Origin of the sequence: Bacillus sp. 95MFCvi2.1 (assembly GCF_000374965.1) — a bacterium.
Lineage (GTDB): Bacteria > Bacillota > Bacilli > Bacillales > Bacillaceae_G > Bacillus_A > Bacillus_A pseudomycoides.
On sequence record NZ_KB895696.1, the window covers coordinates 161,422 to 174,039 of the forward strand.

General features: G+C 36.8%; 10 protein-coding genes. 8 read left to right on the plus strand and 2 right to left on the minus strand.

What is annotated here, in order from left to right; all coding sequences use genetic code 11:
* Positions 1-2: 2 nt before the first annotated feature.
* From C568_RS0112265 to C568_RS0112280, 4 genes are read left to right on the plus strand one after another with little or no spacing between them, the layout of a single operon-like run.
* On the plus strand, positions 3-947 hold the full coding sequence (locus tag C568_RS0112265) for a carbohydrate ABC transporter permease (RefSeq protein ID WP_018764406.1): 945 nt from the start codon (positions 3-5) through the stop codon (positions 945-947).
* 23 nt (positions 948-970) lie between these two features.
* Positions 971-1,798, plus strand: a complete 828-nt coding sequence (locus C568_RS0112270; RefSeq protein ID WP_018764405.1) for a carbohydrate ABC transporter permease — start codon at positions 971-973, stop codon at positions 1,796-1,798.
* Positions 1,799-1,847: 49 nt separating this feature from the next.
* The gene (locus C568_RS0112275) at positions 1,848-4,934 is read left to right on the plus strand and encodes a glycoside hydrolase family 2 TIM barrel-domain containing protein (RefSeq protein WP_018781671.1); all 3,087 of its coding nucleotides are present in this window, start codon (positions 1,848-1,850) and stop codon (positions 4,932-4,934) included.
* A gap of 50 nt (positions 4,935-4,984) precedes the next feature.
* Entirely contained in the window at positions 4,985-6,706 is a 1,722-nt protein-coding gene (locus tag C568_RS0112280; protein WP_018781672.1) for an amylo-alpha-1,6-glucosidase, read from the plus strand.
* A 32-nt stretch (positions 6,707-6,738) separates the two neighbouring features.
* Here the strand turns inward: C568_RS0112280 and C568_RS0112285 are convergent, their stop codons facing one another.
* Positions 6,739-6,924, minus strand: coding sequence for a PspC domain-containing protein (locus tag C568_RS0112285; protein WP_003200751.1), 186 nt, complete (start codon positions 6,922-6,924; stop codon positions 6,739-6,741).
* Between the two features lie 203 nt (positions 6,925-7,127).
* Complete coding sequence (locus C568_RS0112290; RefSeq protein WP_018764402.1) at positions 7,128-8,951, minus strand: APC family permease; 1,824 nt, start codon at positions 8,949-8,951, stop codon at positions 7,128-7,130.
* Positions 8,952-9,305: 354 nt separating this feature from the next.
* On the opposite strand from C568_RS0112290, the gene gerE reads away from it, so the two are divergent.
* The 4 genes from gerE to rph all read left to right on the plus strand — a co-directional run bounded on the left by gerE (position 9,306) and on the right by rph (position 12,608).
* A complete protein-coding gene (gene gerE, locus C568_RS0112295; protein WP_000659494.1) occupies positions 9,306-9,530 on the plus strand; it encodes a spore germination transcription factor GerE in 225 nt (74 codons plus the stop codon).
* A 190-nt stretch (positions 9,531-9,720) separates the two neighbouring features.
* Positions 9,721-10,536: a glutamate racemase gene (gene racE, locus C568_RS0112300; RefSeq protein ID WP_003208646.1), complete on the plus strand. Its 816-nt coding sequence runs from the start codon at positions 9,721-9,723 to the stop codon at positions 10,534-10,536.
* A gap of 151 nt (positions 10,537-10,687) precedes the next feature.
* Complete coding sequence (locus C568_RS0112305; protein ID WP_018781673.1) at positions 10,688-11,734, plus strand: GerMN domain-containing protein; 1,047 nt, start codon at positions 10,688-10,690, stop codon at positions 11,732-11,734.
* 136 nt (positions 11,735-11,870) lie between these two features.
* The gene (rph, locus tag C568_RS0112310; RefSeq protein ID WP_003200759.1) at positions 11,871-12,608 is read left to right on the plus strand and encodes a ribonuclease PH; all 738 of its coding nucleotides are present in this window, start codon (positions 11,871-11,873) and stop codon (positions 12,606-12,608) included.
* Positions 12,609-12,618: the final 10 nt, after the last annotated feature.

A 12,618-nucleotide genomic window follows, 5' to 3' on the forward strand; every position in this document is an offset into this window, starting at 1 on the left:
GGATGTTGAAATATGGAGTATCTATAGAAAGTGAAACGAATATAGCCATTAGGAAAAAGAAAATGAAATGGGAGAAACTCGTTCCTTATGCATTTATATTTCCATGGGTATTTGGCTTTGTAGCATTTACCCTTGGTCCTCTTTTATTTTCATTATTTATTAGTTTTTTTGACTGGCCGCTTATTGGAGAAGTTCAATTTGTTGGACTAAAAAACTATCAAGATATGTTTCTAAATGACCCGATGTTTTGGGACTCGTTATGGGTTACGGTGAAATTTGCAGCATTATTTGTTCCATTTAATTTAATTATTGCCCTATTTTTAGCGATTTTGCTAAATCAAAAGGTAAAAGGATATGCGTTTTTTCGAACATTTTTCTATTTGCCAAGCGTTATTTCTGGTGTGGCTTTAGCGATGATTTGGGCATGGGTGTATAACGGAGAGTATGGTATTTTGAATTATTTTCTATCGCTTGTTGGTATAAAAGGACCAAATTGGTTAAGTGATCCGAACTGGTCGCTAATTGCGATGGTAATTGCTAGTTTATGGGGACAAGGTACGCTTATGCTCATTTTTTTAGCAGGATTAAAAAATATCCCGCAAAACTTGTATGAGGCTGCTTCCATTGATGGAGCTGGAAAAGTGCAACAATTTTTCAAAATTACATTGCCGATGTTAACGCCGACGATTTTATTTAATTTAATTACAACAATTATCGGTGCGTTTCAACAATTAACATTAGCGCTTGTATTAACCGGCGGAGGTCCATTAAAGTCCACCTATTTTTACGCGATGTATGTATATGAAAATGCATTTAAGTATTTTAAAATGGGCTATTCATCAGCGAATGCTTGGTTTATGTTTTTAATCATTTTAGGGTTAACACTACTTGTTTTTAAATCATCAGCAGCTTGGGTTTATTATGAAAATGAGATGAAGTCAAAGTAGAAGATGAATAAGGAGGATGCAGTGTGAGAACGAAGAAGCGCATACATCGAATTGTAGTGTACGCACTATTAATAGGTTTTTCCATTTTATTTTTATTGCCCTTCTTTTGGATGATTACAACATCTGTGAAATCACCAGAAGAATTATATTTATATCCGCCAAAGTGGATTCCATCTGAGTTTAAATTTAGTAATTTTGCAAAGGCGTGGACGAGTCAACCATTTAATACTTTTTTATGGAATTCAATTGTTGTAACAGTATTTTCAACAATCGGACAGTTAATATCATCTTCTTTAGTAGCATACGGTTTTGCACGTTTTAAATTTAAAGGACGGGATATTTTGTTCATGATTGTGCTAGCGACGATGATGATTCCGTGGGAAGTAACGATGATTCCGCTTTATATGGAATTTAATGCTCTCGGCTGGATTAATACGTTAAAATCTTTAATTATTCCATCTTGGTTTGGCGGTGCGTTTTTTATCTTTTTAATGAGACAATTTATTATGTCTGTTCCAAAGGAGCTAGATGAGGCTGCAAGGATGGATGGTGCGAACGCTTTTCAAGTTTACTACCGTATTTATTTACCGATTATGAAACCGATTTTAATTCTTGTTGCTGTTTTTAATATTTTAGGATGTTGGAACGATTATCTAGGACCGCTTATTTTCTTAAATGACCAAAGCAAATATACATTAACGCTAGGCTTAGCACAGTTTAAAGGTATGTTTGGCGTTGATATGGAAGGGATTATGGCGGTGACATTGTTAATTAGTATTGTACCTCTTGCACTCTTCTTTTTCGCACAACGCTATATTGTGGAAGAGTCGGGGCATACGGGCCTTAAATAATAGAGCGTAGAAATGATGTGACAAAGTGAATGCAAAAAGGAGGATCGATATGGGACATAACATGTTAGAGGACTTAGAAAATGTTCAAGTAACAGGGCGGAATCGCATGGAGGGAAGAGCACATTTTATTCCATTTCAAACTGAACAAGCGGCTCTATCTTTTACGCGTGAAAGCTCTTCTTATTACAAATTGCTGAATGGAATGTGGAAGTTTTTGTACTTAGAATCCCCAAAGCAACTTCCAGAGAATTTTTTCATAAGTGAATTTGATTGTAGTGAATGGGATACGATTCATGTACCTGGGCATTGGCAATTGCAAGGATACGGAAAGCCGCATTATACCGATTTATATTATCCGTTTCCGGTTCAGCCACCCCATGTTCCATTTGAAAATCAAGTGGGTTGTTATAAAAATGAATTTTATATACCAGAAAGTTGGAACGGAGGATGTATTCGTATTCGATTTGAAGGTGTGGATAGTGCCTTTCATTTATGGATAAATGGAGAAGAAGTGGGATATAGCCAAGGAAGTCGTTTGACGGCAGAGTTTGATATTACATCGTTTGTTCATGCCGGAAAGAATACGATGACAGTATGTGTGTATAGATGGTGTGATGGATCATATATAGAAGATCAAGATATGTGGTGGCTAAGTGGTATTTTTCGTGATGTGTACATTGTGCATGAACCTGCTGTACATATTTATGATATGACGTTATGTACAACGCTTGATGAAAATTATGAAAATGGTGTATTACAACTAAGTACAAAGATTTGCAACGAACAATTACTGAATAAAAATTATGTACTAGAGTACAAGTTTTGTAATAAGAATGGGGAAGTATTAGATCAACATACATCGTATTTGGACTTACAGGGGAAAAGGGTTATAGATGATACACATTCGTTTTCTGTCAAAAAGCCGCAGAAATGGTCCGCAGAAGACCCGTATTTGTATATTGTATTGTTCACGATTCGAAACGAAAATAGTGAAGTTGTAGAAGTGATTTCACAGAAGATCGGTTTCCGGATGATTGAGATGAAGGATAGAAATCTTCTTGTCAATGGTATTCCCATTATATTTAAAGGGGTGAATCGTCACGATCACGACCCGGATACAGGAAGATATGTCACATATGAAACAATGAAACAAGATGTAATGCTTATGAAACAGCATAATATTAATGCGGTGCGAACAGCACATTATCCGAATGATCCACGTTTTTATGATCTATGCGATGAATATGGTTTATATGTAATTGATGAGGCTGATTTGGAATGCCATGGATTTGAGTTAATTGGTAATGCAAACGTATTAAGTGATGATCCTGAATGGGAAAATGCTTATGTAGATCGTGTGGAACGTATGGTGCGTCGAGATCGCAATCATTCTTCAATTATTATGTGGTCACTCGGAAATGAATCTGGGTTCGGTTGTAATTTTATTGCAATGGCGAATAAGTGTAGGGAATTGGACCAATCAAGAATCATTCATTACGAAGGGGATCGAGAAACGAAAGTCGCTGATATTTTTAGTACAATGTATTCTTCAGTCGAAAAGATTATTGGTTATGCAGAAGAAGAAAAGTGGGAAAAACCTCATATTTTATGTGAGTATGCTCATGCGATGGGAAATGGACCAGGCGGATTAAAAGAATATTGGGAAGCGATTTATAGTCATAAAAGATTACAAGGTGGCTTTGTTTGGGAATGGATTGATCACGGATTACGTCAAGTGAATGAAAATGGAGAAGAGTACTTTGCATATGGAGGTAACTTTGGAGATACTCCGCATAATAGTAATTTCTGCATTGATGGACTACTCTTGCCAGATCGAACGCCATCGCCAGCTTTGTTGCAATATAAGAAAATAATTGAACCTATTAAAGTAGGAGAGATAGACATACGAAGTGGTAGGATTTCGATACAAAATATATATGATTTTCGTTCATTGAAAGGCTATCGTGTGCAGTGGACTGTCAAAAAAGAAGGAAAAGTAATTGCGAGTGATTCTATAGATGCCCCGCCTTTGTTACCGAAAGAGAGTTGTGAGATTCAGTTGCTCTTTAAAGATGAAATAGCCCTTCTTACAGAGGAGGATTGCTATGTAACAGTATCGATTGTATTAGGAGCAGATACAAATTGGGGAGTAGCAGGACATGAAATAGCTTGGGAACAATTTTGTATTCCAGCTCTGAAAAAGATAAGAAGAAAAAGAGATTCGAAGTTATATGAGCCAGTAACTTTACATGAAACAAAGGAGGAAATTCGTGTTGCTGGTGAAAGTTTTGCAATTTCTTTTCACCCTGTAACAGGGCGTATAAAAGACTGGACCTTTAAAGGGCAATCACTTATGGAAGAAGGGCCTGAATTAAATATTTGGCGGGCAACAATTGATAATGATATGTATGTAGTTGAAAAATGGAAAGAACAATATGTACACCTTGTGAAACATGACGTAGCGAGTATAGAAGCTGTACAACTTGAAAATGGAAATGTTGAAGTTGTTGTGAAAGGATTTATTTCCCCGCTTGTCGTGAATTGGAAAATTGCTTTTACTTATACGTATGAAATTGAAAGAAGCGGAGCTATGAAAATAGAGACAAAGTTGAATCCAAGCGGTACTTTACCAGAGATGCTTCCGCGAATTGGGCTCGAAATGCGTCTGCCAAAACAATATCAAAATGTAAGTTGGTTTGGACGTGGACCAGGAGAATCATATGTGGATAGTAAAGAAGCCAACAAAATAGATTTGTATGAAATGACTGTAAAAGATTTATTTTTCCCGTATGTTTTTCCGCAAGAGACGGGAAATCGAACAGATGTAAAGTGGGTTTCGTTATATGATCAATATCATGTTGGATTTGTTGCGCATAGTACGCAAGATTTTAATTTTAGCGCCTTGCCTTACACGACAGAAGATTTAGAGAAAGCAGAGCATTTATATGAATTACAAGAAAGGGAGTTTGTTACATTCCATCTAGATTATAAGCAAAATGGTTTAGGAAGCGCGAGTTGTGGGCCAGCTCAGCTTCCGGAGTATCAGTTGAAGCCGGAGCCGTGCCAGTTTGAAGTGTACATTGTTCCTTTTAATGGGGATCATAAACGAGCTTTTGAGATCGTAAAAGAATCTTAAATTACAAGAGAGCCCTTCTATTGCTAGGGCTCTTTCCTAGGGGGATATAAATGTTTGATTTACAACAAGTTCCATTTAGTCGGTACGGTTCTTTTTTAGTTATTTCTTTAAACTATGATAACGGATTATTGATTCGAAACATTCGCGGTGGTGACGACGATTTTGGTGAAGTGTTTAAAATAGAGGTATTAAATCGGAAAGGAGAGGTTTTACCATGTGAAACAAAGATGTCGCCATCTTTACTAACGCTCCAAACTGTAGAAGGTGATGTGAAGATTTGTTTCTCTCATTCTGATACAATTCGTTTTTATTCGGATCGATTGCAGCTACGTTTTATTGGGATTACAAGTTCGTATGATTACTGTATTCCAAGTGCACAAGGTGGATGGGAAATTAATAGCTTTTCAAAAGAAATGAGATTTCATTTATCTGCTATAGAAGGGGTTATGCATATGGATGCCCCGTTTGAAGAACTTCGTTGTAAACATATTATTGTTGATATTTATGCGCAAGATGAAGAATCAGGGATTGATGTGGAACTAACGGAATACAAAACAGTATTGCAGAAGCCGAAGGAGACTAAGACATTCGCGGAGGCGGTGGATGCTGCTGAAGCGGATTTTGTAAATTGGTTACGTCATACATTGGCTGTCCCGAAAGACTTATTGAAAGGAAGAGAGTTAGCGGCTTATATTACATGGTCTTGTATGGTAGAAGCGGAAGGGTATTTACCGAGAAAAGCGATGTATATGTCAAAAAACTGGATGACAAATATATGGAGTTGGGATCATTGTTTTAATGCGATGGCATTAGCGATGCATCAGCCGACAGTGGCGTGGGATCAATTTATGATTTTTTTTGATAAGCAAGATGAGTGCGGTGTATTACCGGATTATATTAACGATAAAAGTGGGCTATGGAATTGCTGTAAACCACCTATTCATGGGTGGACGCTGAAATGGATGATGGAACATACAGATTTTATAACAGAAGAGCATTTACAAGAAGTGTATGAACCGTTATGCAAATGGACGGATTGGTGGTTTACATATCGAGATGATGATGGGGATGGGGTTCCTCAATATAATCATGGGAATGATAGCGGTTGGGATAATAGTACGATTTTTCACCGTGGTGCCCCTATTGAGAGTCCGGACTTAAGCTCATTTCTTATTTTACAAATGGAGGTATTATCGGAGATCGCAGAGAAGCTTGGATTTGAAGAAGAAGCAAAGCGATGGGAAGCGCGAGCAAATACAACGCTCAATCGTATGATTCAACATTGTTGGAGAGAAAAGCGTTTTATTGCCCCGCAATCTGGGAATCATTCATATGAAGTATCAGATAGTCTTGTGTTATATATTCCTCTCATTTTAGGAAAAAGGTTACCTGAAGAAATCATTGAAAGCTTACTTGCAGAATTGAAAAAAGAAAATCACTTTTTGACAAAGTATGGTTTTGCAACAGAGAGTATAAGGAGTCCATATTATCGTGATGATGGATATTGGCGCGGGCCAATTTGGGCACCGACAACATTTATTATGACTGAGGCTTTACAAGCAGTTGGCAAAAATGAATTTGCAAAGGATATTGCTGTTCGTTTTTGTAGGATGGCAAATAAAAGTGGGATGGCTGAAAATTTTCATGCACAAACCGGGCAAGGATTGCGTGATTTAGCGTTTACATGGACTTCTAGTGTGTTTCTTATTTTAGCAAATAAGTATTTGTTAACACAAAAAGAAAGTATGCTCTATCAAAAAGTGACAAGATGAAAGAAAGGCACCGATTGGGCACCGGTGCCTTTTTAGTAAGAACGTGGCATAAGCAACAAACAAACAAGATAGACTAAAAAACCTGTTCCGAAGCATAGAATCGCAATAACCCAAAGTATGCGAATCATACTAACGCTTATATCAAAATATTCTCCTAAACCACCGCATACACCAAATAAAACTTTATCAGTTTCAGATCTACGTAACTTTTTTTCCATTATAAACCCCTCTCCTTTTTAATCACCATTTTGTTTCTTTTATGTATTGGTGATTCTTTATACTTTTATCTTACATGGAAAAGAATATGTAAACTATCGAATTATATTACATTTTTCTGAAAGAAGATTACAGTTTTGTAAGGCAGTTGTACACATAAAAGAAAGGAGAGGATAGCCTCCTTTCTTTTATGTGTATATTGCTTTTATTTTCGGAAACGGTAAGGAACTGTTGTGACTATAACATTTTTCTTATATAGAAGATAGACACGTAGTAATACACTCGATTGGTTGTGTAAAAAGTTATGCCAGTTCTTTTTTGTAATAAATTGCGGAATTAAAACGGTAACGAAACGATTCTTTTCTTGCGCCTTATGCTGAATAATTGTAATTAATTTTGCGATAGGACGCATTAAGCTTCGGTAAGATGAGATAAAGGTAACGAGACGAATATTCGGTTGCCATTCTTTCCATTTTTCCTGCATACGTAGTTCGCTTTCTTTATCAAAAGCTACATACACAGCGATAACTTGATCGCTAATTGTTTCTGCGTAATTGATGGATTGTTCGACTACTTTTGTAATACCAGCGACGGGAACAATTACGACGTTACCAGTTACTTTTTCAGGAATTTCATTAAAATTGATGCGCAACTGTTCTCCTACTGCAACATAGTGATTGTGGATGCGATGAAAGATGAAAACAATGATAGGTAAAAAGATAAGAATGGACCATACTTGCGCAAATTTTGTAATGAAAAAAATGAGAAGCACAGTTAATGAAATAAGAGCGCCTAATAAGTTTGTTAGTAACTTAGGCATCCATCCTTTTGGCTTTTCTCGTAACCATTTTATAATCATACCTGTTTGTGACAATGTAAAAGGAATGAATACCCCGACAGCATACAACGGGATTAATTGTTCGGTTTTACCTTGGAATGCAACGATTAAAAGCATAGAACTAATACCTAACGTAATGATTCCATTTGAATACCCTAAGCGATCTCCACGCATTAAATACATACGCGGCATATATTTATCTGATGCTAAATTAAATGCTAAAAGTGGAAATGCTGAAAAACCTGTGTTTGCAGCTAGTACTAAAATAAGCGCAGTTGTTCCTTGAATAAAGTAGTATACAAAATTCCTTCCAAATATATTTGAAGCAATTTGGGACACGACAGTGTCATTATGTTTCGGAGCAATTCCATACCAATAGGCTAAAAATGTAATACCCGTAAATAAAATAGCAAGAATCGTCCCCATGATAACTAATGTTTTTGCTGCATTTTTTGCAGCCGGTTCTTTAAAATTTGGAATTGCATTGGAAATTGCTTCTACCCCTGTTAAAGCGGAACAACCAGATGAAAAAGCCTTCAACAAGAAGAAGAGTGTAATGCCAGGCACGACTGTTCCAATCGGTGTATGTAAATGAGCGGGAGCTTGCCCAGAAAAAATTTTAAAAACACCAGCAATAATTAAAATAACAAGTGCAAAGGCAAAGAGATAGACAGGATAAGCTAGAATCGATGCTGACTCCGTTACGCCTCTTAGATTCAAAATTGTAATAAATAAAACAAGTATGACCGCGATTGGAACGGTGTATGTGTGCAAAGCCGGAAAAGCAGATGTAATAGCATCGGTTCCAGCTGAAACACTTACAGCTACAGTAAGGATATAATCAACAAGTAATGATCCTCCTGCAATAAGCCCAGCATTTGTGCCTAAGTTTGTTTTGGAAACAACATAAGCACCTCCGCCATGCGGATAAGAAAAAATAATTTGTCGGTATGATAAAATGAGCGCTGTCAATAAGATTAAAACGCCAATTGCGATCGGGATGGAATACCAGAAAGCAATCGCTCCAAATGCAGCTAATACAATTAAAATTTGTTCTGTTCCGTAAGCGACAGAAGAAAGGGCGTCAGAAGAAAGGATCGCGAGTGCCTTTAGTTTATTTAATTTTTGTTCCCCGAGTGCTGTTGACTTAAGTGGTCTACCGATTAAAAATCGTTTGAAGGCCGAAAACATAATGACACCACCAATACATAAAATTTTGCGTGCAAAGCGGATTGGTATGAACACATACATCCCTGTTTGGTAGTATTGGCTGTTTATTGATGAATCTTTCTGAAAAGAAAGAGGTAATAAATGGAGTTTGGGGATTTTCGCGCTTATTATTTAATAATTTTTTTGATGAATAGCGATTATTGTTTGAAAAAGATTTTTTGGAAGTTCTTACATATATATAAATCATAAATAACGTGCCGAAATTAGCCCATTTTCATTCACCACCTGCACATTTTGTTCATACAATATCTTGACTAAATAAACACCCAACTTACACATATACAGCTCTGGCTTAAGCAAGGAGGGTTATACCAGTTGAAGGAAAAAGCATATCAATCTAAACCGTTACTCACAAAGAGAGAGAGAGAAGTCTTTGAATTATTGGTTCAAGATAAAACGACGAAAGAAATTGCAAGTGAACTATTTATTAGTGAAAAAACTGTACGCAACCACATATCAAATGCAATGCAAAAGCTAGGGGTTAAAGGACGTTCGCAAGCGGTTGTTGAGCTTCTTCGTATGGGGGAACTCGAATTATAATAGGTGAAGCCGACTTTTTATAAAAGGTCGGCTATTTTTCTGTCTTGCAAATTGCGAAGAAAAGGAGCAAAATAAAAAAGTCCTGGTCTATACAGGTACATATTTGGAAATCTATTAACAGGTATATTTTGGATCTGTAAAAATCTAAAGTATGTAAGATATAATGATATGCAAAAAAATAAGATGATGAATGAGAAAACGGGTGATTATGTTGAATAGAGCAATTGGTGTCATTGATTCGGGAGTAGGGGGATTAACGGTAGCGAAAGAGTTAATTCGTCAGCTGCCAAAAGAGCGTATTATATATTTAGGAGATACAGCACGTTGTCCTTATGGCCCGCGTTCTCGCGAGGAAGTGCGTCAATTCACATGGGAAATGACAGAGTATTTATTAGCACTTGATATTAAAATGCTAGTTATTGCTTGTAATACTGCAACTGCGGTTGTACTTGAAGAGATGCAAAAACAATTAAAAATTCCAGTAGTGGGTGTGATTCATCCTGGTTCGCGTACAGCTTTAAAAGTGACGAATACGTACCATGTTGGTATTATTGGAACAATTGGAACGGTGAAAAGTGGTGCGTATGAAGATGCGTTAAAGTCCATTAATAACCGCGTTATGGTAGAAAGCTTAGCGTGTCCGCCATTTGTTGAACTTGTTGAAAGTGGAAACTTTGAGAGTGAGATGGCGTATGAGGTTGTTAGAGAAACGTTGCAACCACTGAAAAATACTGAAATTGATACGCTGATTTTAGGATGTACACATTATCCGATTCTAGGCCCAGTTATTAAGCGAGTAATGGGAGATAAGGTGCAGTTAATTAGTTCTGGGGATGAAACAGCTCGTGAAGTAAGTACGATACTATATCATAGTAAAATGTTAAATGAAGGGGAAGAACAAAGCGACCATCTTTTCTTAACCACAGGAAAAATAGATTTATTCAAAGAAATTGCTTCTAAATGGTTTGGACAGCCGATTGAAAATGTAAAACATATTAATTTGTAAACAAGTTAATAATAGATTTGTATAAAAAACTTCTGAGAAATCAGGAGTTTTTTTGTTTAGTAAATTGTAAGATAAGTTGTTATTGCTTGTTCTAAAATGATAAAGAGCTCGTATACATATAGTACAAACTTAGATTTTAGGGGGAAATGGTATGCCTAAATCCACTTTTAAATGGCTTGTTTGTGTTACAGTAAGCGTAGCTTTATTATCAGGATGCGGTTTGTTAAATCAGGAGAAAGAAACGGAACAAATTGATCCACCGAAAAAAGTTACGTATACAGATGGTGAGAAGAAAGAGACTGCTACAAAAGAAAAACAAGGGCAAACGAAGAAATATGATTTATACCTCGTTGATAAAAATGGTTATGTTGTACCGCAAACATTTGATTTACCTGCGCCCAAAGGGAATGCAGTTGTGAAGCAAACATTGGAATATCTTGTGAAGGATGGTCCTGTAACAAATATGTTGCCAAATGGATTTCAAGCGGTTCTTCCAGCGAATACAACGCTGTCAGTTGATGTGAAAAAAGATGGGACAGCAGTTGTTGATTTCTCAAAGGAAATAAAAAATTATAAAAAAGAAGAAGAGCGTCAAATCGTGGAATCTGTAGCATGGACATTGACGCAATTTAAAGAAATTAAGCAAGTCAAATTTCAGATGAACGGTAAAAATTTAGAAACGATGCCGGTTGCTGGTACACCGATTGGTGAAGGGGTTAGCCGTGCGGATGGAATTAACTTTGATGATGAGCAAGTGGCGGATGTAACGAATACGAAGCCGGTTACACTTTATTTCCTAGCGCGAAATAATAAAAAACAGTACTATGTGCCAGTAACACGCCGCGTGGCAGAAGGAAAGGAACATGAAGTAGCAACGGTTGTGAATGAGCTTGTTAAAGGACCGTCGGGTTCAGCTTTACTTAATGATTTTAATCCAGATGTAAAGCTCGTTAGTGAACCGACAGTGCAAGATGGAAAGGTTACATTGAATTTCAATGAAAATATATATGTGAACAAAGGAAAAAGTATGATTTCAAATTATGTACTGCAATCACTCGTTCTATCTTTAACGGAAAAACAAGGTGTGAAAAATGTTTCTGTTGAAGTAAATGGAAAAGCAAATCTTGTTAACGAGAAGGGTGAGAAATTAACAAAACCTGTTGATCGTCCGCAAAACGTGAATACAGGTAGTTTTTAATCGTAAATAATTTGATATACTTATGTAGGAAAGGGGAATTTCTTTTTGAGTTCCCCTTCTTCTGTTGATATACATAATCATAAATTTAAAACGGGCTATACTAACAAGTAGCAGTTACTAGGTAGGGGGTTATTTTATGCGAGTAGATGGTAGACAAGCGGCAGAACTACGCAATATACATCTTCATACAAATTATTTAAAACATCCAGAAGGGTCTGTACTAATTGAAGTTGGAGATACAAAGGTTATTTGTTCGGCAACGATTGAAGAACGTGTGCCACCATTTATGAGAGGCGAAGGAAAAGGGTGGGTAACAGCTGAATACGCCATGATTCCACGCGCAACAGAACAACGTACAATTCGTGAGTCCAGTAAAGGGAAAGTAACTGGTCGCACAATGGAAATTCAACGTTTAATTGGACGAGCATTACGTGCGGTTGTTGATTTGGAAGCACTTGGGGAAAGAACGGTTTGGATTGATTGTGATGTAATCCAGGCAGATGGAGGAACACGAACAGCGTCTATTACGGGTGCTTATGTTGCGATGGTGTTAGCATTTGAAAAGTTATTACAAGCAGAAAAAGTATCTAAAATTCCAGTAAAAGATTATTTAGCTGCAACATCCGTTGGAATTGTTGAAGACCAAGGTGTAGTTTTAGATCTAAACTATGCAGAAGATTCTCAAGCTGATGTTGATATGAACGTTATTATGACGGGGAAAGGCCATTTTGTTGAAGTGCAAGGAACTGGAGAAGAAGCAACATTTAGCCGTGCGGAGTTAAATGAATTACTTGATGCAGCTGAAAATGGGATTTTACAACTCATTGAAAAACAAAAAGAAGCATTAGGTGACATCGTATCTCATATAGAGTAGAGGTGGGAAA

Bases quoted from the DNA above. Each gene is read 5' to 3' on its own strand.
- C568_RS0112265 (WP_018764406.1), top strand. From the start codon at position 3: ATGTTGAAATATGGAGTATCTATAGAAAGTGAAACGAATATAGCCATT.
- C568_RS0112275 (WP_018781671.1), top strand. From the start codon at position 1,848: ATGGGACATAACATGTTAGAGGACTTAGAAAATGTTCAAGTAACAGGG.
- C568_RS0112280 (WP_018781672.1), top strand. From the start codon at position 4,985: ATGTTTGATTTACAACAAGTTCCATTTAGTCGGTACGGTTCTTTTTTA.
- C568_RS0112285 (WP_003200751.1), bottom strand. From the start codon at position 6,924: ATGGAAAAAAAGTTACGTAGATCTGAAACTGATAAAGTTTTATTTGGT.
- C568_RS0112290 (WP_018764402.1), bottom strand. From the start codon at position 8,951: ATGTTTTCGGCCTTCAAACGATTTTTAATCGGTAGACCACTTAAGTCA.
- racE (WP_003208646.1), top strand. From the start codon at position 9,721: ATGAGAAAACGGGTGATTATGTTGAATAGAGCAATTGGTGTCATTGAT.
- C568_RS0112305 (WP_018781673.1), top strand. From the start codon at position 10,688: ATGCCTAAATCCACTTTTAAATGGCTTGTTTGTGTTACAGTAAGCGTA.
- rph (WP_003200759.1), top strand. From the start codon at position 11,871: ATGCGAGTAGATGGTAGACAAGCGGCAGAACTACGCAATATACATCTT.